This window comes from Arthrobacter globiformis (assembly GCF_003261175.1).
Lineage (GTDB): Bacteria > Actinomycetota > Actinomycetes > Actinomycetales > Micrococcaceae > Arthrobacter > Arthrobacter globiformis_A.
Window position 1 is genome coordinate 20,749 of sequence record NZ_QLNP01000082.1, and the last position, 26,343, is coordinate 47,091.

The window sequence follows — 26,343 nt, forward strand, 5'->3', positions numbered from 1 at the left end:
TTGGCTGTGAGCCGCCGTCGTACACCATAGTTATCAGGCCCGTTGGGCATGCCGGTCTTTGGCGTGCCCACCGGGCCTTTGGCGTTTCCGCGCAGGCCCCCTTGCAAACCCGCCCGTAGGAACCGTGCCCTTCAGGAACTAGGCTGGAAAGAATTCAGCCAACGAAAGGTACGAACGCATGGTGCAGCGCAGCGGGTACAGCCTTGGAGAGCTCTGCTGGACGGACGTCCAGACGCCGGACGTGGCTGCCGCCAAGGCCTTCTACGCCGCCGTGTTCGGGTGGCGGTACGAGGACCTGCCGACCCCGGACGGCCGCAGCTACGCGAAGGCCTTCCTGGACGACGACGTCGTGGCGACGGTGGCACCGCAGCCGCAGCAGGGTGACGCACAGCGGCCCGCGCAGTGGAACATCTACTTTGCCACGGACGACGCCCGGTCCACCGCGGAGGAAGCCGACCATGCCGGCGGTTCTGTGCAGTTCGGTCCGGAGGATATCGGGGACACCGGAAGCATGGTGTTTGTGGAGCCGCCGGGCGGCGGTGCCACCGGCGTCTGGCAGGCCGGAACCCACCCGGGCAGCGGGCGGCACAACGAGCCCGGCGCGTTTGCCTGGGCCGAACTGCTCACGCCCGAGCCGCAGGCCGCCGTCGGGTTTTTCCAGCAGCTGTTCGGTCACGCGGTGACGGAATACCCTCAGGACGACGGCGGCACGTACACCACGCTGATGGTGAACGGCGCAGAGGTGGCGGGCATTGCCCCTGCCCCGCAGGAGGACGACGACGAGGACAGAGACGGCGAGCCCGGCAGCCGCGGCTGGCAGGTCTACTTCGGCGTCTCCAGCGTCAAGGAAGCCGTGCTGTCGGCTGTGGCAGCCGGGGCCGAGGTGCTGGTGGAGCCGGAGTTCGACGACGACGGCGGCATCATCGCCACCCTGAAGGACCCGCAGGGCGGCGTGTTCAGCGTCCTGGAGGTCTAGCCTTAAACGCCGAGTCCCCCGTACCTGCTGTCATACGGCAGGTACGGGGAACTCGGCGAGGGGGCCGGTGGGGGTTACGCGTAGGCGTTGACCAGCTGGACTGCGCCGCCGTCCACGCCCTTGGCGCCCTGCACGTAGTCCGGGCCAGTCTTGACCACGGCATCGGAGTCGGCGCTGACGGAGCCCATGATCCAGGACGGCAGGCCGCGCTCGTTGAGGCGGGCCACGGCGGCATCGGCAGCTTCGGCGGAGACCACGGCCACCATGCCGACGCCGAGGTTCAGCGTGCGCTCCAGGTCGGGCAGCGGGACGCGGCCCAGCTCGGAGACGAGCTTGAAGATGGCGGGCAGCTCCCAGGTGGAGCGGTCAACGGTGGCCACGAGGCCCTGCGGCAGGACGCGCGCCAGGTTGGCGGCGAGCCCGCCACCGGTGACGTGGCTGAAGCCGTGCACAGCCCTGCCGCCTGAGGCAAGGCCAGCCGTGACAGGGAAAGCCCGCGCCAGGTCCAGGCAGTCAGCGGCGTAGACGCGGGTGGGTTCCAGCAGTTCCTCGCCCAGCGTGCGGCCCAGTTCTGAGACCTGGCGGTCCAGGGCCCAGCCGGCGTGGTTGATGACGCGGCGGACCAGCGAGTAGCCGTTGGAGTGCAGGCCCGAGGAAGCCATGCCGATCACCACGTCGCCTTCGCGAACGCGGTCCGGCCCCAGCAGCGCGTCTGCCTCAACAACGCCGGTGGCGGCACCGGCGACGTCGTACTCGTGCTCGCCCAGCAGGCCGGGGTGCTCGGCGGTTTCGCCGCCCACCAGGGCGGTGCCGGCCACGGAGCAGGCGGCAGCGATGCCGCGGACGATGTCCGCGATGCGCTCCGGAACCACCTTGCCGCAGGCGATGTAGTCGGTCATGTACAGCGGCTCGGCGCCCACCACCACGATGTCGTCAACCACCATGCCCACGAGGTCGAAGCCGATGGTGTCGTGGATGTCCATGGCCTGGGCGATGGCCACCTTGGTGCCGACGCCGTCCGTGGACGTGGCCAGCAGGGGCTTCTTGTAGGTCAGGAGCTTCGAGACGTCGTACAGGCCCGCGAAGCCGCCGACGCCGCCAATCACCGATGCGTTGTGGGTCGCCTTGACGGCGTCCTTCATGAGTTCGACGGCGCGGTCGCCGGCCTCGACGTCCACACCGGCGGCCGCGTAGGTGATGCCGGCGTTGTTCTGGGCAGCATTCATGTCAGCAGTGGAGGAAGCGGAAGTCATCAGGACTCTTTCTTGTCAGCGCCGACGGTCGCAGCGTCGTGGTGGAGCTCGGGCACGCGGTCGGCGTCGGTGAGCAGGTTCTCGAACTCGGCATCGGGCCCCGGGTCGCAACCGGTGGCGCCCGGCTTCTCGGCAGGGTCCTCGGTGACGGGGATGCTGTCCGGATTGCCCGGTGTGGCAGTGGCCGGTTCGATGGCGGCTTCCGCGGCGGCGTCACCGGAGGCGGCCGGGGCGCTGCCTGCCGAGGTGGCCGGCAGGCCGCCGAGGTCCGTGCGCTCCAGCAGGTTCTTGCCCAGTTTGTCCGAGCCGGGGAGCTCGATAGGGTACTTGCCCGTGAAGCAGGCGGTGCAGAGCCGTTCGCGGGGCTGCTGGGTGGCACCGATCATGCCGTCCTCGGAGATGTAGGCCAGCGAGTCGGCGCCGATGGCCTGGGAGATTTCTTCGATCGTGGCGCCGTTGGCGATCAGCTCTGCCCGGGAGGCGAAGTCGATGCCGTAGAAGCACGGCCACTGGACCGGCGGGGAGGAAATCTTGACGTGGACGGCCGCCGCGCCGGCTTCGCGGAGCATCCGAACGATGGCGCGCTGCGTGTTGCCGCGGACGATGGAGTCATCCACCACCACCACGCGCTTGCCGCGGATCACGGACTCCAGCGCGTTGAGCTTCAGTCGGATGCCCAGCTGGCGCAGCGTCTGCGAGGGCTGGATGAATGTGCGGCCCACGTAGGAGTTCTTGACGAAGCCGTGCGCGAACGGGATGCCGGATTCTTCGGCGTAGCCCACGGCTGCAGGGGTGCCGGATTCCGGGACCGGGATGACAATGTCCGCTTCCTGCGTGTTCTCGCGGGCCAGCTGGCGGCCCATCTCCACCCGGGATTCGTACACGGACCGCCCGGCAATCGCGGCGTCGGGGCGCGCGAGGTAGACGTATTCGAAAACACAACCGGCCGGCGTCGGCTCCGCAAAGCGCTGGGACCGCACGCCCTGCTCATCGATGGCGATGAATTCGCCGGGTTCGATTTCGCGGATGAAGCTGGCGCCCACGGTGGCCAGGGCGGACTGTTCGGACGCCACCACCCAGCCGCGTTCCAGCCGGCCCAGGCAAAGGGGGCGGATGCCGTAGGTGTCCCGCGCCGCGTACAGGGTGCCCTCGTCCATGAAGACGAAGCAGAAGCCGCCCTTGATCTTGGGGAGCAGCTCGATGGCGGTCTGTTCGAGGGACTTGCCCTCTTCACCTTCCAGCAGTGCCGTCACCAGTGCGGTGTCCGAGGTGTTGCCCTGCTTCATTTCACCGCTGAGCTGGCCGCCGTTGCGTTCCAGGATCATGGCGTTGAGCTCGGCGGTGTTGGTCAGGTTGCCGTTGTGCGCCAGGGCCACCGTGCCGGTGCTGGTGGCACCGAGGGTGGGCTGGGCGTTGGCCCAGTGGCTGGCGCCGGTGGTGGAGTAGCGGCAGTGGCCGACGGCCAGGTGCCCGGTCAGGGTGTTCAGCGTGGTCTCGTCGAAGACCTGGGATACGAGGCCCATGTCCTTGTAGACGTTGATCCGCTTGCCGTCGCTGGTTGCTATGCCAGCCGACTCCTGACCGCGGTGCTGCAACGCGTACAGCCCGTAGTAGGTAAGTTTTGCTACTTCTTCACCTGGTGCCCAGACCCCGAAGACGCCGCAAGCGTCCTGTGGGCCCTTTTCGCCAGGGAGAAGATCATGAGAAAGTTTTCCATCGCCGCGTGCCACTGGTCGATTATCTCACGTCATGGGGTAGGGAAATTCCGGCGGCCGGATTATGACCGCTGGCCGGGCTCGCCATCGTTCGTGGTCCGCTCCGGTGCCGGGCCCGGTTCAGTGCCCGGTGCCGTGCCCGGTTCTGCGGCCGGGTGCGTGGTTGGTGCCGTGCCTGGTGCGGAAAGTTCCGGCTCCGGCACCGCTTCGACGACGCCGCGGCGGGCGCGGCGCACGCTGGTGCGGTCCAGCACCAGCGCGGCAATTGCGCCGAGAATCACACCCGCAGCGGCGCACGGCACCATGAAGAAGCCGTACACGGAGCCGCGGTCGTAGCTGGCATCGCCGGGCAGGGCGTACGCAATGACAGCCGCCGCGGCGAAGCCCACCAGCCCGCCCAGGATCAGGAAGGGAACGTACTTGGGGGCGCGCCGGACGGTGATCTCGCGCCGTTCGGGAATTTCGTGCCGTTCAGGGGTGGGCTGGTCGGAAGACATGCCATCTAGCCTACTGTCATCCCGGCCCCCGGCCTGCCCCGGCGGGTTCAGCCTGCTCAGGCCTGCGGCCCCGCCGGGACCAGCCGCTGCCGCTGCTCGCCCAGCAGGTCCCCGCCGGACATCCGCATGACATCGCCGTCTTTCAGGAACGGGAAGCGGCCGGACAGTGCCACGCCCTCCGGGGTGCCGGTGGTGATGAGGTCGCCGGGTTCGAGCACCATGTACTGCGAGAGCCGGCGGACCAGCTCTGCCGGCCCGAACACCATGTCCGCCGTCGAGCTGTCCTGCCGGACCTCGTCATTGACCCAGGAAGAGAGGCGGATGCCGTCCGCATCCACTCCCTCGGCGGGCACCAGCCAGGGTCCCACCGGGTTGAAGGTGGGGCAGGATTTGCCCAGCGACCACTGCGGCCCGGAGTGCTCCAGCTGGTACTCGCGCTCAGAGACGTCGTTGGACAGGACGTAGCCCGCGATGCAGTCCGCCGCCTCGGCGTCGGATACCAGGTAGCTGGCGCGCCGGCCGATGACCACACCCAACTCCACCTCCCAGTCCACCCGCTGCGCCCCGGGCGGGATGATGACGTCGTCGTCCGGACCAACCACGGTGTTGGGATGCTTGAAGAAGATGATGGGCCGCTCCGGCACGGGCAAGCCGGATTCTGCAGCGTGCGCGGCGTAGTTCAGCCCCACGCCGATCACTGCGCCGGGCCGGGCGATCGGCGCGCCGATCCGTTTGCCGTCGAGGGGCACCTGCGGGAGGCCGGACAGGTCTAGGTCGGTGAGCTGGCCGGCCCAGGCCGCCAGGAAGTCCCCGTCGATATCCTGGGTGACCGGCCGCAGGTCATAGGCGTGGCCGTCATCGTCAACGACCACCGGTACCTCGTTGCCCGCCGGGCCAATGCGCATCAGCCGCATTCTGTGTCCTTTCAGCTGCCGCGGTAGGTGGAGTAGGCGAACGGACTCAGCAGCAGCGGCACATGGTAGTGCTCGGTACCGGTGACCTCGAAGACCAGGTCCACCTCCGGGAAGAACGTGGTGCCGCCCTGCTGGGCGTAGTAGTCGCCGGTGGCGAAGTTGAGCCGGTATTTCCCGGGGGCCAGAACCTCCGGTCCCAGGTCCTTCGCGCGGCCGTCCGCATCGGTGGTGCCGCTGCCCAGCTGAGTCCAGCTGCCGCCGTCGTTCGCGTAAAGCACGACGGCGATACCCGCCGCCGGGCGTCCGGCGCCGGTGTCCAGGACGTGGGTTGTTACATGGGAAACGCTCATTCGCTGATCACTCCTTCCAGGCGCAGCAGGGCGATTTCGCGCAGCTGCTGCGCGACGATGGCGTCTTCCTGCGCCGGCGTGTTGGCCAGGCGCTCATTCAGCGCTGCCAGAATTTCGGGGGCCGTCCGTCCGGCGGCGCGGATCAGGAAGACCCGGCCGAATTTTTCCTCGTAGGCGCGGTTGCCGCGCGCCAGGGCGTCCGCCACCGCGGTGTCGGCCGGGTCCACGCCTGCCTGCTCGGACCGGGACATGGCCGCCTCGGTGGTCTGCTCGGCGGGACGTTCGCCGATCCTCGGATGATGCGCCATGGCGCCTGCCACCTCGTCCGGCGTGAACGGCGCGGCGGCGGCCCGGGCGCCGTCGAGGAGCTCCTCGCGGGAGGCGAAGGGGCGCGCGGCGGCAATCTGGTCCACCCAGCGGGGGACGTCGATGCAGGGGCGCAGGACCGCGTTGGCAGCGTCCCTGTCCGCGGCATTGAATTCGGCAAGCTTCACGTTGTGATCCTCAAGCAGATGCTGGCATCCATGGTGACGGCTATGCGGAGGCCCGGGTCCTCTCCCGGCGATCGACAACTCCTCACCGAGGAATCGCCGAGTTCCGCATCATGGAACTGTTATTTCAGCATACGTAATAGTGAAGCCGAGCATGTCTGCCGGTGTCAAGAGACTATCGCAGGCGTTGAGGTCGGGCGGATAGTATCGGCGCCGAGGGGACTTGACGCTGGGTCGGAGTCCCGCGCGGCGACAGGGGACGGATGAAAGGGGCCAGCGCTCGGACGCTCCCGGAGCAGGACATCGATCGGCAGGCCGTGCTGAAGGCGTACGGGTTGTTGCCTGGCCAGGAGGGCACCGCCTTTCCGCCCGTCGGCGGCACTGCCCGCGCCGATACTGCCCGCACCGCCCTGGACAACCTCGTGGACCTGGCCGCGAAGCTGTGCCGGGTGCCCTACAGCGTGGTGAACGTGATCACCGCGGACCAGCAGCGCCAGATCGCGGCGTCGGGGGTGGAACCGGGCGTCTGCTCCCGGGAGGATTCGATGTGTGCCAGGGTCTTCCTGGCCCGGGAAACCACCGTGGTCCGCGATGCATCCGGGGACCCGCGCTTTGCCAATAATCCGTTTGTGACCGGTGAGATCGCCCGCGTCCGCTATTACGCCTCGGTGCCGCTGGTAACCGCCTCCGGCTTCGTACTGGGTTCGCTGTGTGTCTTCTCCGACAGGCCGGCGGACCCCGACCCGGAGCAGATCGCCATGCTGGAGCTCCTGGCCCAGCAGGCCGTGGAGCTGCTGGAGCTCCAGCACCGGACCCTGCAGCTGAACGTGGCGCTGGACGAGGTGCGGCGGAGCAACGCCAAGCTCGGCGAGTTCGCCGGACGCGTGAGCCACGACCTGCGTATTCCGCTGACCACGATCCTTGGCTACGTCGAACTGGGCGAGGATGATCCGGACATGCCGCCGGAGCACCCGGCCGCCGAGTACCTGCAGCTCATCGGTTCCAGCGGCCGGCGCATGCTCGCCATGCTCGAGGACGTGCTGGACTACTCGAAGGTGGGCGGTGCGCTGCACCAGCAACCCGTCTCGCTGCGCGAGGCCGTCTCGGACGCCGCGCGCGACCTCGGCATCCCGTTCGGGAGCGGGGCCATGCTGGACTCCGATGACGCGCGGCTGCAAGCGGATCCGCTCCAGCTGCGCGCCCTGCTGCAGAACCTGCTCTCCAACGCCCTGAACTACCGCAGCCCGGAGCGGCCCCTGGAAATCCGGGTCACCGCGGCCTCGAACTACCACGGGACCGCGGTCCTCGTGGCGGACAACGGCAAGGGAATCAGGCCGGAGGACAGGGAGCGCGTGCTGGAGCCCCTGGTCCGCCTGCACCGGGAAGGGGACGGCCAGGGCTCCGGGCTGGGCCTGGCCACCTGCAGGCGGATCGCCCAGGCGCACGGGGGTGACCTGACCCTGACGGAGACCCTCGGCGGCGGCACCACCGTAGTGCTGACCTTTCCGGCTGTCCTGTGAACAGCGCCCTGAAAGGCCCCATAGGCGGCACCGCGGGCAGCGCCGTCGTCCGCGCGTTTCTGCTGGTGCTCCTGCTCGTCCTGCTGCCAGGGGGTCCGGCGCAGGCCGCCGCGGCCCCGGCGAAGGGGGAAATTACTGGCGCCGGGGATGGCCCGCTCTTCGGCGCCGCTCTGGAGTGGGGCGAGGACAGCGCTGCCGGTTTGGCGGAACGCCTGGGTGCGGTGCCGGCCATCTTCGGGCACGACGTTGCCTTCCCGCTGCAGGAATCCGAGAAGGTCCACATCCGCGAATTCCTACGGCAGAGTGATTCACAGGGAGCCCACGCCCTGCTGGCGGTCAAGCCCGCACGTTCCCTGGACCAGGTATCCCCCGAGGACGCAGCAGCCTTTGCCCGGACAATCGGGCAGCTCAGCGACGGCTTCCAAGGCAGGCTGTACATGAAGTTTGCGCCGGACATGAACACCAGCTGGGTATCCTGGGGCCAGCAGCCGGAGGCGTACCAGAAGGCATTCCGGGCGGTGGCAGCTGCCTTCAAATCCCAGGACGATGCGGGCACCGTCATGGTGTGGCAGCCCTTCCTGGGCCGCGACTACCCCTTTGCGAGGAACCGCAACGCGCCGGCCCAGGGGTCTGACGGCTTCGAGCTGCTCGACACCAACAGCGACGGACGCTGGGACGGCGCCGACGACGCCTACTCGCCGTACTACCCCGGTGACGACGCCGTGGAGTGGTCCGGCCTGGGCGCGTATCACGACGACACCGGCGGGGCGTCCGCCGTGAATACTCTTCCGGCTGAGGGCGAGCTGGCGGGCATGCTGACCGGCAGCGACGGCCGCGGCGGTTACGGCGACTTCTATGCGGACTACGCGCAGGGCCGCGGCAAGCCGCTGATGCTGCAGACGGCCGCATTCTTCAGCTCCACCACTGGCGGCCCGGCAGAGTCGGAGATCAAGCTGGCTTGGTGGAACCAGGTGCTCGCCGTCGCTTCGCCCGAAGGGTTCAAATTTATCGGTGCCGTTGTGTGGGACGAGCGGACCAGCACCCGGGACACCGGCGTGGCAGCGATTGACTGGCGGCTGGCGGGGCAGCCCGGCATCGCCGCGGCAGCCGGCGCAAAGCTGGCCGAATCAGCGATGGTCACGGGGCCGGTGACGGCCCGCGGGAATCTTGCCGGCGACGAATCAGGCGGCGCAGGGAAAGTTCTCGGCGGAATCGGCGCGTGGACGACTGCGGGTGCCCTGGCCGCCGTCGTCGGCCTCCTCTGGCTGCTTCCCCGCTTCCTGCCACGGGTGGCCGGCTGGGCGTACGGCGATCCCGCCTCACGTGATTCCCGGGTGGACTTCCTGCGCGGCCTTGCCATTGTGTTCGTGGTGGTCAACCACGTGGGCATGACCTCACTGTTCCAGCTGTTCACCCAGGAGGCGGTGGGCTTCGTGTCCGGTGCCGAGCTCTTTGTGCTCTTTTCGGGGCTCGTGCTGGGCATGGTGTTCGGTCCCCGGGTCAGGGACAACTTCGGTGACGTGGTTGACCACACCACCAAGCGCGCCGGCAAGCTCTACGCCACCGCGCTCACGGTGCTGATCGGGGTATTCCTGATCTCCCTCGTTCCCGCCATCAACGCGGAGACCCTGACGTCGTTCGTAGACCAGGGGACCGGCGCGGCCGGCCACGGGGGAGCGGGCCGCTCCTACGACCTGTACGCCGGGATGGATTCGCTGCTGCACTTCCCCGTGGCGCCGGAAGTCGTTCCGGGCATCCTGTTGCTGCAGTTCGGCCCCTGGCAGTTCAACGTCATGGGCCTGTACGTGATCCTGCTCCTGGCCAGCCCGCTGGTCCTCTGGGCACTGTCGCGGGGAAAGGCGCTGTGGGTGCTGGCTGCCACCACGGCCCTGTACGCGGCCGGGACCACCTTCCGGATCCGGCTCCTGCCGTCTGAATTCGAGGATTCCTTCCCTCTGCTGGTGTGGCAGGTGCTGTTCATCGTCGGCATGGTGGCCGGCTACCACCGGCAGCGGATCATCGGCTGGCTGGCCGCCCATTCGTGGGTGGTGGTGGCCTGCACCGTGGCCGCGGCGGCCCTCGCCTTCCTGGCCTGGGGCAACCCTTACCTGGCCAACAGCTTCGACGTCCGCGTGGCCATCCTGCCGGACACGGCCTACCGTGCACTGTACGACGCCTACTTCGGCCGGACCTACCTCGGGGTGGGGCGGCTGCTGAATGTGCTGGTGCTGGTGGTGGCCGCGTATGCGCTGCTGACTGCGTACTGGAAGCCGGTCCACCGGGCCCTGGGCTGGTTTTTCATCCCGCTGGGCCGGGCCACGCTGTACGTCTTCATCATCCACGTGGCCCTGATCGCCGTCATCGCGAATATCCCGGCCCTGCAGGAGGGCCGGGTGCTTTTCAACACCGCCGCCTACGCAGTGATCCTGGCGCTGCTCTGGGTCATGGTCCGGACCCGGTTCCTCTTCCGCATCATCCCCACCTGACGGCGCTCACCTATGCCCGGGGGCGGCCAGGGCGCTGCGCGGGGGCGGATGGTCAGGAGCCGATGGGGTCCCGCGACAGGATCCAGGTATTCGTCGCGTCCTGCCGGGTGAATGTCACGGTGGTGACCAGGGCGCGGATCAGTGCCAGCCCGCGTCCCGACTCGGCGTCCTCGCCTGGCATGGCGGGGTCGCCGTCGATGGAGGGGCTGGCGGCGCCGAAGGCGCTGACCTTGGCCCGCAGGCTCGACTGGCGGATGCAGATGTCCACGCCCAGTTCCACGGGATCTGCTGACTCCGGCTCCGCATGCTGGACCACGTTGGCGGCGGCCTCGATCACGGCGGTGGCGAAGGTCATCCGGTCCATGTCGGGAACGAAGGGGGCATCTTCCCAGAGGTCGTCCAGCTGGCCGTGCACGGCATCGACGGCTTCGGGTGTGGCCAGGCTCCGGAAGTTCCGGCGGGCCAGGACGTCAGTCATTGCCGAACGCCTCGGCCGCGGTGGCGTAGGACGTCAGCACGCGGTCCATGCTGGTCAGTTCCAGAACCATCTTCACCTGCGGCTGGACGGCTGCGATGCGGAGGTCACCGCCAGCCTGCCGGGCAGCCTTCAGGCAGCCGATGAGGGCTCCCAGCCCGGAAGAATCCATGAACGCGGTATCTTCCAGGTTCACCACGATCCGGCTGGATCCAGCGGCAACAACGTCCGCCACGAACTCCCTGAGCTTGGGCGCGGACACCATGTTCAGGCGGCCGGCGGCCTTGATTTCGGCGTATGAGTCCTTGACCTCGTAACTAAGATCCATCCGTCTTCCTTTCTTCGATCAAACCCGCTGCCGGACGGGTCTCCGGCGCTGAACCCTCTAGTTCAAAACCCTTGTACAGCACCGCCCGGACCAGGATGCTCATGACCACGAGGTCGAACACCACCCAGGCCACATTGACCAACGTACCGATCGGTTCGGACATCCCGGCGGCAAGCCGCACGATGCCCACCACCGAGGAAATGGCCAGCAGCACGGACACTACAATCTGCGGCCGGATCAGGCTCCAGCTGGGGCCGCCGGTCTGGCGGTCCTTGGGCGTGACGGCGAACCCCAGGGGACGTCCGAACCAGACGTTCCGGGCCGCCGTCGTACATGCCTTAATCCAGGTGGGAAACAGCGCCAGGCTGTACTGCTGCCCGCGCCAAGTGGGGATGCCGCGGCCGGCGATGGCAAACAGCAGCTGGTTGACCACCATGAACGGAATGAACCGGATGAAGAAGTCGGTGCTGAGGCTGCTCACCGGCAGGATCCCGAGCAACAGGTAGATGATGGGGGCGGCAAAGTAGATCACCGCGGCGAAGCCGCTCAGGTAGGTCCACATGGTGGCGAAGTACATGAGACGCTGGCCCAGTTTGAGGCCGCGCTGCACCAGCGGGTTTTCCCGGAGCATCACCTGGATGGTGCCCTGTGCCCAGCGCAGCCGCTGCGTCAGCATGGTGGCCAGGTCCTCCGGGGCGAGGCCGTACGCGAGGACCTCATGGTGGTAGACGCTTTCCCATCCCATGCCGTGGATGCGCATGGCGGTGGCCATGTCCTCGGTCACGGAGATGGTGGCCAGCGGCATGACGGGCTGGGCTTCGCCGGTGCGTTCCACGGAAAGGGCGTCCAGCACGGCCTGCACCGATTCGATGGCGCCGAGCGGGGACCAGTCCCGGGCGGACATGCGCTGCACTGCGTCGTCGGCCACTACGGGGACGCCGGAATCGCCCACGTGCGCCAGTTCCATGGCGGCGATTTCCTCAAGGTCTGCCTGCAGCGCGGACACATCGGCCTGGACGAGCGCGTGGACAGCCTGGTCCACCTTCCTGCGTACGTGGTAGGTGATCTCGCTCAGGGACTCGCCGTCGTCGAGCCGGCGGCGGGCTTCGGTGGTGGCGGCCTCCACCTCGTCCAGCATCTGCGCCACGAGCAGGTTGTCCGAGTCAGCCGATTTCCGGGCCTTGCGGATGGCCGACTGGGAGGCCGCCAGGGCGCGCCGGATGCTCTTTTCCGTCTCCTTCACGTACCCCACCAGGCCCAGCTGCATGAGGGCCTCGCGGCGGAGGATGGCATTGGAGCCACAGAAGAAGGCCGCGTTCCAGCCGTCCTTGCCCTGCTGGATGGGGCCGTAGAACAGCGGCGCCTGGCTGCCAAGGGGATCGCTGGCGGGGACGTTGCTGAAGTACTGGGGCGTCTGCACCAGCGCAACCTTGGGGTGGGTAAAGTAGCCCAGCGTTTTGTCGAGGATGTCCGGCTCGGGGATCTGGTCGGCGTCGAGGATCAGCAGGAACTCACCCTCGGTGACCATCAGGGCGTTGTTGAGGTTGCCCGCCTTCGCATGGCGGGGCATGTTCTGCCAGTCCGCGCTCCGGGTGACGTACCCCAGCCCGTGCTCCTCGGCGAGCCGGCGCATCTCGGGGCGGGCGCCGTCGTCGAGGATCCAGGTGCTGTGCGGATGCCGGATGCGCTTCGCGGCGAGGGCCGTGGTCATCACCAGGTCCAGCGGCTCGTTGTAGGTGGTGATGAAGACGTCCACGGTGGCGTCGGCCGGAGCCCGGGGCGCGGCCTTGCGGATCTTCAGGCGCCACACGGTCATGCCGAACAGCATGACGTCAATGAGGCTGTAGGTCTCGGCGGCCACGAGCGGGACGGCGATCCACCAGGCATCCCAGTTCAGCGAGGCCAGCCAGCGCCAGGCGATGTAGTTGATCCCCAGAATGACCGTCAGGAGCACCACCACCCGGGTCCAGAAACGCGTCACGGAGCAGCCGTTCCGGCCGTCCCGGCCAGGCGCCGCACCACAACCGCTGTGACATCATCCTCCGCGGTGTCGGCCGGGGCCAACTGGAGCAGGGCGGCGCAGGCCGCCTCCGCCGTCGGCTGTCCGTACGTTGACCGGCGGACGGCGTCGGTGAACTCCTCAACCGAGCCGAAGACGTCAAGGACGCCGTCGCTCACGACGGCGAGCGAGTCGCCGGGGGCAAGGTTCAGGGCCGCTTCGGTCCAGCCGGCATCGGCCCAGGCCCCGACGGGCGGGCCGGCAGACGGAAGCCGCTGCGCACCGCCGTCGGCCTGCAGATGAATCGCCAGGCCGTGGCCGGCGTCGACGTAGCTGACCTTTCCGGAACCGGCGTCCAGCCGGGCGTGGAAGAGCGTGACGAAGGACCCCGAGATGTCCAGGTCCGACGCGATCGAGCGGCTGGCCAGGCCGAAGGCACTGCCCAGGTCCGGCTCGTGGCGGACCGAGCGCATCACGGCCCGGGCGGTGGCCGCGATGAGGGCGGCGCCCATGCCCTTGCCCATGGCGTCGGCGAACGTCAGGTGCAGCCCGTCGGGCGTCTGGTACCAGTCGTAGAAGTCGCCGCCCACGCTGCGCGAGGGGCGGAACACGCCTGCCACCTCGTAGCCGTCCAGGCGGACCTCCTCGCGGGGGAGCAGGCTTTGCTGCACCTCGGCGGCGCGGCGGAGGTCGTTCTGGGCGGCCTCGTCCGCGGCGGGGGTGCGGGAACGGCGGAACAGCGCATTGATCCGGGACTGGAATTCCCGCGGACTGAACGGTTTGTTGACGTAGTCGTCCGCCCCGTTGTCCAGGCCGGTGAGCTTGTCCAGTTCATCCACCCTGGCCGTGAGCATGATGATGAACGCGTCCGAGAACTCACGGAGCCGCTTGCAAACCTCCAGCCCGTCCAGATCCGGAAGGTTCAGGTCCAGCGTGACCAGGTCCGCCTTGGTGTTTCGCACCGCCTCGATGCCCGGGAATCCGGCGCCGGCTTCGGTGACTTCGAAGCCCTGCTTGACCAGGACCCGGACCAGCAGCCCCCGAATGTCCGGATCGTCCTCGATCACGACGGCGCGGCGCGGCTCAGGGGTTGAAGACATGCCTCTATTAACTCCTGTCTCTACAGACTTGTCACGCCACACCTGCAACATGTCCAAGCGGCTCGGCCTGCGTGAACCCCCGTGTCAAACGCTCCTTCGCTTGTCGCCGTGTTCCTCCCGACGCTGTGAACCACAGGGCTAAACGGTCGTCTTTTCGCAGCGCTAAATGGCGCGCTGGCTGCCTTGACTGCTTCAATGCTGCAGGACTTGGGCCCTACGGGCAGACAAACAGACAGCCCCAGTCATGCTCTGCTCAGTTACATCGTCTCTTCTGGCTCAGTTACAGCTGGGTGCGCGCCTCAGAGTTTGTGATCCGAGCTCCCTGAGAACTGTCTGATGAGGGTGTGAAGTGCTTTTTCGTACTCTGCCCGCTCGAATACGAACGTTCTGTCGATCTCAACGGGTTCCGTTGACGTGCCGAAGATGTCATCCCACCCGAAGTCGGACCAGGTGACAGTTTTGTCCGTCCTGCTGAGCCGGTGTGGACGAAGCACTTCAGTTTTAATTTAGAAGTAGATTATAAATACTTTCTATGTAAAGTGCACAGTAAATACTTGCCCTACAGAGAATCGGCTGATTCGTATTGGTCAGCAGCCGCCAATATAATATGCGAAGTTGAGGCCGCCCAAGTTCGGGTTTGCATAGAGGCGGGTTTCTCCAGGGGTCACGCACAGGTCGCGTTCGGCGTAGTAGTACTGGACTCTGATCTTGACGTTACCTGGACCGCAGTGGTTATAGATCGCTTCTTCCCAGGGCGGTATGTTGCCGCCGATGTTCGACGTGACAACACCCTGAAAACCGCACACGGCTGCAGATGCCGGCGCGGCGGTGACCACCAGTCCGGAGACTACCAGCGCCGCCCCAGTCGTTATTGCGGTGCAAGCGCGCTTGAAACCGTTTAGCTGACTCATTGGAGCTGCCCCTTAGCAGAGGCCGACGTAGTAGGCGCCAGTGATCCTGTCGCCCTGGTTCACGAATCCGAGCCAGCTGTCACCCGGGGGTACGCATGCGTAACGGTTGCCATTGGGTGATTCGGTGACGATCCTAACGTTCGTGGGACCGCAGTGACCGTAGACAGACACGACTTTCTGGCCGCCAAAGGGGTCTAGGGTCTGACCAAGCAAGTTCAGACTGAGGATGGAACTATAGGTGCGGATTTCTTGCGAGTAACCACATACCGAAGCCTTTGCCTCTTCCGGCCCCACTAGTGAAGTGCCAACGATGCCACCGGCAACTAGAAGCCCTGTGGACAGAATTCTGACAATCTTTCGCGCTTTAATGTTATTTTCCCCCATGTTATTTACAAACCCAGTCAAGTTGGGTTCGTTCAACACGATAGAATATATTCATGGCTACTTCAACTAGATCGCCGATGATGCGCCAGGTCCGCAAGCAGAAGGTACTAGGGCTTGCGTTTTGCGTGTCGATGGCGGGCCTCTTGGCTTCGATCTTCCTTACCGGCCGGAACCCCCTTTTTCCTGGGATGTCTGGTCCGCTGCTGGTGCTGTTCTTCTTCCTGGCCGCAGCAGGCAGCGTCATCGGGCTTGCCGCTATCAGATTGCGGCGAACAGCAAAGGAAATCTCAGACAGGGATACCTGAGAGGACTTCGCTCCTGCGGAAGTGACATGCGGCTACGTGGAGGATCAGCTTACGGGCAGCTCGGCTCAGAATCTCGGCGGCGGTTAGGCTGTGGATATGACTGCATGGAGCCGCTACTTATTCGGGGCGTCGATCGTTCTCGGGGTGGGCACGGTGATGCTCGCTGAGAAGCTGCCGGAATGGTGGGGGCCAGTTTCGATCCTCGTCATGGTCCTGGCTGCTTCTGCGTTCCTAACCTGCTCAGTTCTTGAGTACCGACGCGGGCGCCCGGCAGCCGGCACTTTGGAGCAGCGGCTCTCACCGTAGCTCCACCCCTAGTGGTCCAGACATGCCCAACCCGGCGTCGATGCGATCGGTGTTCGGTGACCGATCCCCGACAGGACACTGCGGACGGGTCTCGCATGGCGTTGCACTATCTACGTGCACGGACGGGAGAGGTTCGCTCACCTAGCGTTCGAGCGTGGCAGGCGCCTTGAGCGCACAGCCTGGCCATTGAGAATGACATTTAGCGCTACGAAAAGACGGCCATTTATCGCTGCGATTCACATCCCGACGCTCCCTCAGCTTTCGCAGGCTTTTGGTAAACCCTTCCGCAGGCGGTGCGGAAGGGTTTGGGTTTTCTCTGCAGGATCTGAGGAAGGGTTTGGGGGCGGAGGGGGTGGTTGGGGGACCTTGAGGGCCCAAGAATTGTCAAAGCTCGAAGAAGTAGCCTGTCCAGGCCGTGGTTATCCACCGCGGCACCGTTCCGGCCGGAAGATAATCGGATATGCAGATCCTGGTGGTTGAAGACGACGAATCGGTGGCCGCCGGCGTGCTGGAGGGCCTGACCAGAGCTGGCTTCCAGGCCCGGCACGTCGCCGACGGGGCAGGGGCGCTCGCCGAGGTCCGCTCCTCCAGCCCTGATTTCGTGCTCCTTGACCTGGGGCTGCCGGACATGGACGGCACGGACGTCTGCCGGTCCATCCGCTCCCTGACGCAGACGCCGATCATCGTTGTCAGTGCCCGCGACGAGGAAATCGACCGGGTGCTGGCCCTGGAGTTGGGGGCGGATGACTATCTGGTGAAGCCGTTCGGGATGCGGGAGCTTGTCGCCCGGATCCGGGCGGTCGCCCGGCGCACGGCCGACCCGCAGTCCGGGACCACCCCGCCGGTTGACGGCACGCGCGTCATCGGCACCCTGAGCATCGACCAGCGCTCCCGGCGGGTCCAGGTGGACGGGACCGAAATCCATCTCACCGCCAAGGAGTTTGAGCTCCTCTACTACCTCGCCGAGGACCCCGGCGCCGTGTGCCAGCGCACCGACATTCTGCGCGCCGTGTGGGATGGCACCTGGTACGGAACCACCAAGACCCTGGACGCGCACGTGGCAGCCATCCGCAAGAAGCTCGGCGACCCCCGCTGGATCGAGGCGGTGCGCGGCGTAGGGTTCAGGCTGGACGTGCCCGGATGAGGTGGCGGCTGATTTCCGTGTTCATGGCCATCACGCTTCTGGTGGTGCTGGTGCAGGACATTCCGCTGGGCAGCTACCTGGTCCGGGTGGAACGCGACCGGCTGGCCACCTCCCTTGAACGCGACGCCTTCCTGCTTAGCGGGCGGGCACGGCAGCTGCTCGAAACGGGCGGGTCGGCACCCGGCACCGTGGCCGCCGCCGTCCGCGATTACGGCCAGGCCAGCGGGGCGCGCGTGGTGGTGGTGGACCGTTCCGGTACTGCCGTGGCAACCTCCGACGACGACCAGTCGGCCACCGGGGCCTCCTACCTTTCGCGGCCCGAAATTTCCGCCGCGCTCGCCGGCCAGATCACCTCGGGCCAGCGGCACTCGGACACCTTGGGGTTCGACCTGGTCTACGTCACCGTTCCCGTCCTCAGCGGCGAGAACATCACCGGCGCGGTGCGACTGACCTACCCGGCGTCCGTGGTGGACGACCGCGTCTCCGGCCAGCTGCGGGTGATGTGGGCGGTTGCGGGCATCACCGTGCTGCTCGCGGGACTGCTGGCCTACCTGATGGCCGGTGCCGTGACCAGGCGGATCAAGCGGCTGCAGAAGGCCACCGAACTGCTCGCGGAAGGTAACCTCGACACCCGCACCGAGGAGGAACAGGGGCCGCCCGAGCTGCGCACACTGGCCCGGTCCTTCAACCAGATGGCGGACCGCCTGGAGCACCTCCTGCAGCAGCAGCGGGGGTTCGCCAGCGACGCGTCCCACCAGCTGCGCACCCCGCTGACGGGACTGCGGCTCAGGCTGGAGAACGCCGTGGATGCCGTCGGCAACGATCCGGACGGCGCACGCGTCATGGTGGCCGACTCCCTGGAGGAGACCTACCGGCTACAGCGCATCATCGAGGGCCTGCTCCTCCTGAGCCGGGCGGACAGCCGTCACGTGGACCGGGAGGACGTGGACCTCAGCGTGATCGCCCGCAACCGGGTGGAGCAGTGGGAAGCGCTGGCCGAGGAAAGCGGGGTGCGGACGGTCCTGGACACGGTTCCGGAAGCCAGAGTGGTGGCCATGCCTGGCGCGGCAGAACAGATCATCGACAACCTCATCGACAACGCCCTGGCCGTGGCGCCGCCGGACTCGGAGATCCGCCTGGTGGTCCGCCCTGACGGTACTTCGGGAGGCTACGAGCTTCACGTTCTCGACGACGGCCCCGGGCTTTCCGAGGAAGACCGGCAGAAGGCCTTCAACCGCTTCTGGCGCGGCCAGTCGACGTCTGAGGGCAGCGGCCTGGGCCTGGCCATCGTCCAGCAGCTCGCCGAAGCCAGCGGGGCAGCGGCCTCCCTCAACGCCAGGCCGGGCGTCCCGGGCGTGGACGCGCGCGTCACATTCAGGGCCGCCCCGCGCCCCTGACGGATGCACCATGACGGGTTTCGCCATAGTCTGGCCAAGTGGATACAAGCACCGTGAACTCCGGCGAACAGCTAGACAGGCAGGCACGCATTCTTGAAGCGGCGCTTAGCCTGCTCTCACGCCATGGCATCTCGGGTGTGAATATGCGCGCAGTGGCCCGAGAGGCCGGCGTCGCACTGGGGCTCGTGAATTACTACTACGAAGACAAGTCGAGCCTGATCCGTGCGGCCCTGCACCGGATCGACGAGCACGACCTCATGCTGGTCGCGGCGGACCCCGCGTCGCCCCCCGACGAGCAGCTCCGCACGGCCCTCCGGCGCGTTGCCGGCCCGGAGCTCCTGACCACACAATATCTGTCCCTGCGACTCCATCTTTGGGCGCTCGCGCAAGCCCATGAAGACTTTGGACTGATTAACGCCGCCGCGTTTGAGCGGTATCTCGATGGGCTCGCGACGCTGATAGGGAATGCCAAACCCGAGCTCTCCAGCGAGGAATGCAGGGAGCGGGCAGCCGACATCGTCGTCGTGCAAAACGGCATGTGGCTGACGGCGCTCCTTGGCGTCGACGAGGCTTCCATCCGGAGGAGCCTCGCCCGCACGGAGCAGATCGCCTTCGCCGGCTAGCGGAAACAAGCCCTAGCTAAAACACACTCACTGCCCTGGCGCCCTACGCCCAAAATTTCTTGAACATCGGTTCAGTTTTAACCTTGAACAGTTGTTCAAGGTGGGCTAGTCTGCATGTGTATGACCTACACCACACAACCGGGGTCCCGCGGAAATAAAGGCGTTTCATCGGCGACTTACGGCTTCCGGCCCAGGCACAACTTCACCCGCCGCAGCCTCTGACCAACCCCGTCAACCCCCACATCGCGTCATGGCGCACCGGTCATCTAAGAGACCGGGGGCCAACCAAGGACTCACACCTTCGTGAACGCTGATCTGCACCAGGTAGAAGGAGATTTTGCATGACACAGACCAACTACGACTACGTCATCGTCGGCGGCGGAAGCGCGGGATCCGTGCTCGCCAACCGCCTGAGCGACGGAGGCCAGAGCAGCGTCCTGGTCCTCGAAGCCGGACGGAGCGACTACCCCTGGGACCTTTTCATCCAGATGCCCGCCGCACTGACCTTCCCCAGCGGCAACCCGCTCTATGACTGGCGCTACGAGTCCGATCCCGAGCCCCACATGGGCGGCCGGCGCGTAGCCCATGCCCGCGGCAAGGTCCTGGGCGGCTCCAGCTCCATCAACGGCATGATCTTCCAGCGCGGAAACCCGCTCGACTACGAGCGCTGGGGAGCCGACGCAGGCATGGAAACCTGGGACTTCGCGCACTGCCTCCCGTACTTCAACCGGATGGAAAACGCGCTCGCAGCCGATCCCGACGATGAACTGCGCGGACATTCCGGCCCGCTGGTGCTGGAACGGGGCCCCGCCACCAACCCGCTGTTCCAGGCCTTCTTCGCCGCCGCCCAGCAAGCCGGCTACCCGCTGACCGACGACGTCAACGGCTACCGCCAGGAGGGCTTCGCCGCGTTCGACCGCAACGTCCACAAGGGCCAGCGGCTCTCCGCCTCCCGCGCCTACCTGCGGCCCGAATTCGGCCGGAAGAACCTGACCGTCCTGACCCGGGCCCTCGTCACCAAGGTCAACTTCAAGGGCAACGTGGCCACCGGCGTCACCTACCGCCGCAACGGCAAGACCCACCAGGTGACCGCGGGGGAAGTGATCCTGGCCGGCGGCGCCATCAACACCCCCCAGCTGCTGCAGCTCTCCGGCGTCGGCGATGCCGCCCACCTGAACTCGCTGGGCATCAACTCCGTGGTGAACCTGCCCGGCGTCGGCGAAAACCTCCAGGACCACCTCGAGGTCTACATCCAGCACGCCTGCACCCAGCCGGTCTCCATGCAGCCCAACCTGGACCTGTGGCGCTACCCGCTGATCGGGCTGCAGTGGATGCTGGGACGCAAGGGCCCGGCCGCCACCAACCACTTCGAGGGCGGCGGCTTTGTCCGCTCCAACGACGACGTGGCCTACCCCAACCTGATGTTCCACTTCCTCCCTGTCGCCGTCCGCTACGACGGCCAGAAGGCGGACGCCAAGCACGGCTACCAGGTGCACATCGGACCTATGTACTCCGACGCCCGCGGCAGCCTGAAGATCAAATCCACTGATCCCACTGTGCACCCGTCCATGCTGTTCAATTACCTTTCCACCGACCAGGACCGCCGCGAGTGGGTCGAGGCGATCCACGTTGCCCGCGACATCCTCGGCCAGTCCGCCATGGGTCCCTTCAGCGGCGGCGAGCTTTCTCCCGGCCGTAGCGTGCAGACCGACGCGGAGATCCTTGACTGGGTTGCCCGCGACGCCGAGACGGCGCTGCACCCGTCCTGTACCGCGAAGATGGGTCCGGACTCCGATCCCATGGCCGTGGTCAACCCGCTGGACATGAGCGTGCACGGCACCCGCGGCCTCCGCGTGGTTGACGCGTCGGCCATGCCGTACGTGACCAACGGCAACATCTACGCCCCGGTGATGATGCTGGCAGAGAAGGCAGCCGACCTGATCGCTGGCAAGGCCCCGCTCGCGCCCCAGCACGCCGAGTTCTACCGGCACGGTGTGAGCCCGCTGGAACGCGGCGGAGAAATGCCAGTAGCAGCAGCTGCCGTTGCGGCGAAGGGCTAGGGGATGAGCGTGACGATCGATACAGAACTGAAGCTCGTCCAAGGCCTGTACATCGACGGCGCCTGGCAACAGGCGTCCGACGGCGGGACCACCACCGTGCGCTGCCCGGCGGACGGGCGCGAGGTGGCGGTCGTCGCCTCGTCGACGGTGGAGGACGCGGAGCGGGCGATCGCCAGCGCACGGGCCGCGTTCGACGACGGCCCATGGCGCCGGCTCACGGACATCGAGCGCGGCGCGGTCATGCTCCGCGTCGCGGACCTCCTTGAGCGGGACAAGGCCGCCTACGCGCTGGCCGAGGCGCTCGACACCGGCAAGCGGCTGGTGGAAGCCGAGTACGACATGGACGATATCGCCGCCTGCTTCCGGTACTACGGCAAGGTCGCGGGACTCGATGCCGGCCGCGTCATCGACACCGGCCGGGCGGATGCCATCAGCCGCGTGGTGTACGAGCCGCTCGGGGTCTGCGCACTCATAGCGCCGTGGAACTACCCGCTCCTCCAAGCGGCGTGGAAGGTCGCGCCGGCACTCGTCGCGGGGAACTCGTTCGTGCTCAAGCCCAGCGAGCTCACGCCGTCCACTTCGATCCTGCTCATGGAAACCCTCGCCGAGGCCGGCGTCCCGGCCGGGGTCGCGAACCTCGTGACCGGCACCGGGTCGAAGGTGGGCGGCCCGCTCAGCTCCGACCCGCGCGTCGACCTCGTCTCGCTTACCGGCGGGCTGTCCACCGGGCAGACCATCATGGCCGCCGCGGCGGAGACCGTGAAGCGCGTGGCCTTCGAGCTCGGCGGGAAGAACCCCAACGTCGTCTTCGCGGACGCCGACTGGGACGCCGCCGTCGACAACGCCCTGACAGCGGTGTTCCTGCACTCCGGCCAGGTCTGCTCGGCAGGGGCGCGGCTGGTCGTAGAGGAGACGATCGCCGAGCGTTTCGTGGCCGAGGTGGTCCGGCGGGCGAAGAAGATCCGGATGGGCGGGCCCTTCGATTCCGACGCCGAGACCGGGCCGCTGATCTCCGCCAAGCACCGGGAGCAGGTCCACGCCTACGTCCAGGCCGGGATCGCGGAGGGCGCTGAGCTCTTGTGCGGCGGCTACATTCCCGACGACGGGCCGCTCGCGGACGGCTTCTTCTACCCGCCCACCGTGCTCGGCAACTGCCGCTCCGGCATGAGCGTGCTGCGGGAGGAATCGTTCGGGCCGGTGCTGACCGTGGAGACGTTCCGGACCGAGGCCGAGGCCGTCGCCATCGCAAACGACACCGAGTACGGCCTGGCCGGCGCGGTGTGGACGTCTGACGCGTCGAAAGCACAGCGCGTCGCCGGCGCCCTCCGGCACGGAACGGTATGGATCAACGACTACCACCCGTACGTCCCGCAGGCGGAGTGGGGCGGTTTCGGGAAGTCCGGGATCGGCCGTGAGCTCGGCCAGGCAGGCCTGGCCGAATACCGCGAAGCCAAGCACATCTGGCAGAACATCGCCCCCGCCCCGAGCGGATGGTTTGGCTCGGCTCACGGGGAAACTCGCGGGGAGACGGGGGCGGTCGCAGCCGGCTAGGCATCAGCTTTGGGGGAGACGGCCGGGCGCTGCAGCCCCGCGCCCGGCCGTCGATACACCTGCGTGATTTCAGCTGCGTGCGATGTCACGTGCGTGTAGTGTTACCCGCGTCCAAAGGCGGCCGCGGGTCATCACCATCGTGCTTTTCTTACTTAGGAGTTCAGATGTTGGAACCCAGCAAGAGTACTGATTCAAGCGGCATGGACGAGTTCGGCTACGCCCAGACCCTGGACCGGAGCATCGGCAAGTTTGCCAGCTTCGCCGCAGGCGTCAGCTACATCTCCATCCTCACAGGCGTTTTTCAACTGTTCTACTTTGGTTTCTCCATGGCTGGCCCGGCGTACGCGTGGTCCTGGCCCATCGTTTTCGTCGGCCAGCTGATGGTGGCCCTGTGCTTCGCCGAACTGGCTGGCCGCTACCCCGTGGCGGGGTCCGTCTACAACTGGGCCAAGCGGCTCGCCTCCGGCACCTCGGCCTGGCTTGCAGGCTGGCTGCTGCTGCTGTCCTCCATCATGGCTCTGGGGTCCGTGGCGCTGGCCCTGCAGATCACGCTGCCGCAGCTGTGGTCCGGATTCCAGATCGTCGGTGATGGCACCGGACCCTTTGATTTCGCAATGAACGGCGTCGTGCTGGCCACCATCATGATCACCATTTCCACCCTCATCAACGCGTTCGGCGTGAAGCTCATGACCCGGATCAACAGCATCGGCGTGTTCGTCGAACTGGTCGCGGCCGTGCTGCTGATCCTCGCGCTGGGCTGGCATGTGGTGCGCGGTCCCGAGGTCTTCTTCGACACCGCCGGGTTCGGCGAAGGCCACGACCTCGGCTTCTTCGGCGTGTTCCTCATCGGCGCGATGGCCTCGGGCTACGTCATGTACGGCTTCGACACCGCCAGCTCCCTCGGCGAGGAAACGAAGGACCCGAAGCGCACCGCGCCCAAAGCCATCCTGCGGGCCGTCACCGCCTCCTTCCTGCTGGGCGGGTTGATCCTGCTCTTCGGTATCCTGGCGGCCCCGGACCTCACCGACCCCAAGATCGGTGCGGCCGACGGCGGGCTGCAGCACATCGTCCTCTCCGTCCTAGGCGGACCCTTCGGCAAGGCCTTCCTTGTGTGCATCGTGGTGGCTGTGGTGGTCTGCACGCTGGCCGTCCATGCCGCTGCCATCCGCATGATGTTCGCTATGGCCCGGGACAACAACCTGCCCTTCAGCCGCCAGCTCAGCAAGGTGGATCCGGTCCGCAAGACGCCCACCATCGCGGCCATCGTGATCGGCGTCCTGGCCGTCATCCCGCTGCTGGTCAATGTCATGCAGCCCGCGATCTTCACGATTCTGTCCAGCATCAGCATCGTCCTGATTTACCTCTCCTACCTGCTGGTCACGGTTCCCATGCTGCGCAGGCGGTTCCTGAAGAAGTGGCCCCTGCGCGATGAAGGCCACGGCGAAGCGGGCTTCAGCATGGGCAAATGGGGACTGCCGGTGAACATCCTCGCCGTGCTCTGGGGCGGGGCGATGACGCTGAACCTGATCTGGCCGCGCCCCGAAATCTACAACTCGGTGCCGCCGTTCGAGTGGTACTTCCAGTGGGGCGGCGTCCTCTTCGTCGCCGCCGTCACCATCGGGGGCACCCTGCTCTACCGCCTGAAGATCAGGCACCAGACCGGTGTCCTGGCCGAGCACGCGGCTGCCGTTGCGGCCCACCCGTCGTCGGGTGCGGCCGGGCAGCCTCAGCCGGTCAGGGCAGGCGGAGGCACGGAGGACGGCGTCGAACCGATGGAGGATGATCTTGAACCGCAACGGGTCAGCTAGATTGGCAACAGGTGCCGTTGCGAACGAGTCCCCGGGACTCAGGAAAGGAACACTAACTCATGGTTCATAAAGTCAAGGCTGTTGTTGTCAGGGCGAAGGATGCTCCGGTGTCGGTGGAGACGATCCTGGTGCCGGATCCGGGGCCGGGGGAGGCTTTGGTGGATGTCCTGACGTGCGGGGTGTGTCATACGGATCTGCATTACAAGCTGGGCGGGATTGGTGATGAGTTCCCGTATCTGCTGGGCCATGAGGCGACCGGTGTGGTTTCGGCGGTGGGTGAGGGTGTTACCGAGGTGTCCCCGGGTGACCGGGTGATTCTGAACTGGCGTGCGGTGTGCGGGCAGTGCCGGGCGTGTGCGAAGGGCCAGCCGCAGTACTGTTTCAACACCGCGAACGCCACGCAGAAGATGACCTTGGAGGACGGCACCGAGCTGTCCCCGGCGTTGGGGATCGGGGCGTTCGCGGAGAAGACGCTGGTCGCTGCCGGGCAGTGCACGAAGGTCGATGAGGACGCGGACCCGGCCGCCGTGGGTTTGCTGGGCTGCGGTGTGATGGCCGGCATTGGCGCGGCCATTAACACCGGTGAGGTCAAGCGCGGTGAGTCGGTGGCCGTGATCGGCTGCGGCGGGGTGGGCATCGCTGCGATTGCCGGCGCGAAGCTCGCCGGTGCCACGACGATCATCGCCGTGGACATTGACGAGAACAAGATCGAGATGGCCAAGGCCCTCGGCGCGACCCACGGGGTGAACTCCCGCACCTCTGACCCGGTCGAGGCGATCCGGGCCCTCACGAACGGGAACGGCGCGGACGTGGTGATCGAGGCCGTCGGCCGGCCCGAAACGTACAAGCAGGCCTTCTACGCCCGCGACCTTGCCGGCCGCGTGGTCCTGGTCGGTGTCCCGACCCCGGAGATGGTCCTGGAGTTGCCGCTGCTGGATGTGTTCGGGCGGGGCGGGTCGCTGAAGTCCTCCTGGTACGGGGACTGCCTGCCCTCCCGCGACTTCCCGATGCTCGTGGCCCACTACAAGGCCGGCAACCTGGACCTGGACGCGTTCGTCTCCGAACGGATCACCATCGACCAGGTCGAGGAAGCCTTCGACAAAATGCACGAAGGCAAAGTCCTCCGCTCCGTCGTCGAAATCCAGCCCGCGCCAGCCTCCTCCACAGCTGCTGCTGCCGAGCCGGCGGGGGCCTCGGCATGAGCGTGAGGATCGAAAACCTTGTCACCTCGGGCACGTTCTCGCTCGACGGCGGGACCTGGGATGTGGACAACAACGTCTGGATCGTCGGCAACGACACCGAGTGCGTGATCATTGATTCCCCGCACGACGCCGCCGCGATCATCAACCAGGTCCGCGGCCGTACGGTGAAGGCGATCCTGCTCACCCACGCGCACAACGACCACATCGGTGCCGCACGCCAGGTCGCCGACGCCGTCGGCGCGCCGATCCACCTGAACCCGGAGGACCAGGTCCTCTGGGAACAGGTCTACCCCGGCACCACCCCCGATGCGGCCATCGCGGACGGGGACGAGTTCCAGGTCGGCGGCGCCACCCTGAAGGCCATCCACACCCCAGGTCACTCACCCGGGTCCACCTGCTTCCACCTCGAAGCAGAGCACACCGTGTTCACCGGAGACACCCTGTTCAACGGCGGACCCGGCGCCACCGGCCGCTCCTACAGCGACTACCCCACCATCCTGACCTCCATCCGCGAACGGCTCCTCACCCTCCCGCCGGAAACCACCGTC

Annotated in this window: 25 protein-coding genes; 13 read left to right on the plus strand and 12 right to left on the minus strand. The window is 66.9% G+C overall.

What is annotated here, in order from left to right; genetic code table 11:
• The first annotated feature begins 178 nt into the window (after window positions 1-178).
• Entirely contained in the window at window positions 179-976 is a 798-nt protein-coding gene (locus tag DBZ45_RS12860; protein WP_111904289.1) for a VOC family protein, read from the plus strand.
• A 74-nt stretch (window positions 977-1,050) separates the two neighbouring features.
• On the opposite strand, the gene purM is transcribed toward DBZ45_RS12860, so the two are convergent.
• From purM to uraD, 6 genes are read right to left on the minus strand one after another with little or no spacing between them, the layout of a single operon-like run.
• Window positions 1,051-2,229, minus strand: coding sequence for a phosphoribosylformylglycinamidine cyclo-ligase (purM, locus tag DBZ45_RS12865; RefSeq protein ID WP_111904290.1), 1,179 nt, complete (start codon window positions 2,227-2,229; stop codon window positions 1,051-1,053).
• Window positions 2,229-3,959, minus strand: coding sequence for an amidophosphoribosyltransferase (gene purF / locus DBZ45_RS12870; protein ID WP_111904291.1), 1,731 nt, complete (start codon window positions 3,957-3,959; stop codon window positions 2,229-2,231). The genes purM and purF overlap by 1 nt, the downstream gene beginning before the upstream one ends.
• A 47-nt stretch (window positions 3,960-4,006) precedes the next feature.
• Entirely contained in the window at window positions 4,007-4,441 is a 435-nt protein-coding gene (locus tag DBZ45_RS12875; protein WP_317616959.1) for a hypothetical protein, read from the minus strand.
• A gap of 56 nt (window positions 4,442-4,497) precedes the next feature.
• Complete coding sequence (locus tag DBZ45_RS12880) at window positions 4,498-5,355, minus strand: fumarylacetoacetate hydrolase family protein (protein WP_111904292.1); 858 nt, start codon at window positions 5,353-5,355, stop codon at window positions 4,498-4,500.
• 11 nt (window positions 5,356-5,366) lie between these two features.
• Complete coding sequence (gene uraH, locus DBZ45_RS12885) at window positions 5,367-5,705, minus strand: hydroxyisourate hydrolase (RefSeq protein ID WP_111904293.1); 339 nt, start codon at window positions 5,703-5,705, stop codon at window positions 5,367-5,369.
• Window positions 5,702-6,199 carry a 2-oxo-4-hydroxy-4-carboxy-5-ureidoimidazoline decarboxylase gene (uraD, locus tag DBZ45_RS12890; protein ID WP_111904294.1) on the minus strand — a complete coding sequence of 166 codons (498 nt, stop codon included), beginning with the start codon at window positions 6,197-6,199 and terminating at the stop codon, window positions 5,702-5,704. Before uraD ends, uraH begins: the two co-directional genes overlap by 4 nt.
• Window positions 6,200-6,459: 260 nt before the next feature.
• Between uraD and DBZ45_RS12895 the strand changes: the two genes are divergently transcribed.
• Together DBZ45_RS12895 and opgC are read left to right on the plus strand one after the other, a co-directional pair.
• Entirely contained in the window at window positions 6,460-7,716 is a 1,257-nt protein-coding gene (locus DBZ45_RS12895) for a GAF domain-containing sensor histidine kinase (protein WP_111904295.1), read from the plus strand.
• The gene (gene opgC / locus DBZ45_RS12900) at window positions 7,713-10,202 is read left to right on the plus strand and encodes an OpgC domain-containing protein (RefSeq protein ID WP_223257062.1); all 2,490 of its coding nucleotides are present in this window, start codon (window positions 7,713-7,715) and stop codon (window positions 10,200-10,202) included. Before DBZ45_RS12895 ends, opgC begins: the two co-directional genes overlap by 4 nt.
• Before the next feature lie 52 nt (window positions 10,203-10,254).
• On the opposite strand, the gene DBZ45_RS12905 is transcribed toward opgC, so the two are convergent.
• The 6 genes from DBZ45_RS12905 to DBZ45_RS23675 all read right to left on the minus strand — a co-directional run bounded on the left by DBZ45_RS12905 (window position 10,255) and on the right by DBZ45_RS23675 (window position 15,399).
• The gene (locus DBZ45_RS12905) at window positions 10,255-10,680 is read right to left on the minus strand and encodes an ATP-binding protein (protein WP_111904296.1); all 426 of its coding nucleotides are present in this window, start codon (window positions 10,678-10,680) and stop codon (window positions 10,255-10,257) included.
• Window positions 10,673-11,005 carry an STAS domain-containing protein gene (locus DBZ45_RS12910; protein WP_111904297.1) on the minus strand — a complete coding sequence of 111 codons (333 nt, stop codon included), beginning with the start codon at window positions 11,003-11,005 and terminating at the stop codon, window positions 10,673-10,675. Before DBZ45_RS12910 ends, DBZ45_RS12905 begins: the two co-directional genes overlap by 8 nt.
• The gene (locus tag DBZ45_RS12915; RefSeq protein ID WP_111904298.1) at window positions 10,995-12,986 is read right to left on the minus strand and encodes a glycosyltransferase family 2 protein; all 1,992 of its coding nucleotides are present in this window, start codon (window positions 12,984-12,986) and stop codon (window positions 10,995-10,997) included. Before DBZ45_RS12915 ends, DBZ45_RS12910 begins: the two co-directional genes overlap by 11 nt.
• The gene (locus tag DBZ45_RS12920; RefSeq protein ID WP_111904299.1) at window positions 12,983-14,104 is read right to left on the minus strand and encodes a PP2C family protein-serine/threonine phosphatase; all 1,122 of its coding nucleotides are present in this window, start codon (window positions 14,102-14,104) and stop codon (window positions 12,983-12,985) included. The genes DBZ45_RS12915 and DBZ45_RS12920 overlap by 4 nt, the downstream gene beginning before the upstream one ends.
• Before the next feature lie 587 nt (window positions 14,105-14,691).
• Entirely contained in the window at window positions 14,692-15,015 is a 324-nt protein-coding gene (locus DBZ45_RS22725; RefSeq protein WP_146617519.1) for a DUF6355 family natural product biosynthesis protein, read from the minus strand.
• A gap of 12 nt (window positions 15,016-15,027) precedes the next feature.
• Entirely contained in the window at window positions 15,028-15,399 is a 372-nt protein-coding gene (locus DBZ45_RS23675; RefSeq protein ID WP_223257064.1) for a DUF6355 family natural product biosynthesis protein, read from the minus strand.
• Between the two features lie 53 nt (window positions 15,400-15,452).
• Between DBZ45_RS23675 and DBZ45_RS12930 the strand changes: the two genes are divergently transcribed.
• The 10 genes from DBZ45_RS12930 to DBZ45_RS12975 all read left to right on the plus strand — a co-directional run.
• A complete protein-coding gene (locus DBZ45_RS12930) occupies window positions 15,453-15,704 on the plus strand; it encodes a hypothetical protein (RefSeq protein WP_146617520.1) in 252 nt (83 codons plus the stop codon).
• Between the two features lie 96 nt (window positions 15,705-15,800).
• Window positions 15,801-16,010, plus strand: coding sequence for a hypothetical protein (locus DBZ45_RS12935; protein WP_111904302.1), 210 nt, complete (start codon window positions 15,801-15,803; stop codon window positions 16,008-16,010).
• Between the two features lie 460 nt (window positions 16,011-16,470).
• A complete protein-coding gene (locus tag DBZ45_RS12940) occupies window positions 16,471-17,154 on the plus strand; it encodes a response regulator transcription factor (protein WP_111904303.1) in 684 nt (227 codons plus the stop codon).
• On the plus strand, window positions 17,151-18,551 hold the full coding sequence (locus DBZ45_RS12945) for a sensor histidine kinase (protein WP_223257063.1): 1,401 nt from the start codon (window positions 17,151-17,153) through the stop codon (window positions 18,549-18,551). The genes DBZ45_RS12940 and DBZ45_RS12945 overlap by 4 nt, the downstream gene beginning before the upstream one ends.
• Before the next feature lie 38 nt (window positions 18,552-18,589).
• Window positions 18,590-19,174 (plus strand): TetR/AcrR family transcriptional regulator, encoded by a 585-nt coding sequence (locus DBZ45_RS12950; protein WP_111904304.1) that lies wholly within the window; start codon window positions 18,590-18,592, stop codon window positions 19,172-19,174.
• 341 nt (window positions 19,175-19,515) lie between these two features.
• Window positions 19,516-21,234, plus strand: a complete 1,719-nt coding sequence (gene betA / locus DBZ45_RS12955) for a choline dehydrogenase (RefSeq protein ID WP_111904305.1) — start codon at window positions 19,516-19,518, stop codon at window positions 21,232-21,234.
• Window positions 21,235-21,237: 3 nt separating this feature from the next.
• Entirely contained in the window at window positions 21,238-22,785 is a 1,548-nt protein-coding gene (locus DBZ45_RS12960; RefSeq protein ID WP_111904306.1) for an aldehyde dehydrogenase family protein, read from the plus strand.
• Window positions 22,786-22,949: 164 nt separating this feature from the next.
• The gene (locus DBZ45_RS12965) at window positions 22,950-24,593 is read left to right on the plus strand and encodes an APC family permease (RefSeq protein ID WP_111904307.1); all 1,644 of its coding nucleotides are present in this window, start codon (window positions 22,950-22,952) and stop codon (window positions 24,591-24,593) included.
• Window positions 24,594-24,652: 59 nt separating this feature from the next.
• A complete protein-coding gene (locus tag DBZ45_RS12970; RefSeq protein ID WP_111904308.1) occupies window positions 24,653-25,795 on the plus strand; it encodes an S-(hydroxymethyl)mycothiol dehydrogenase in 1,143 nt (380 codons plus the stop codon).
• The coding region (locus DBZ45_RS12975; protein ID WP_111904309.1) for an MBL fold metallo-hydrolase at window positions 25,792-26,343 on the plus strand (552 nt) is incomplete at its 3' end. The genes DBZ45_RS12970 and DBZ45_RS12975, both read left to right, overlap by 4 nt.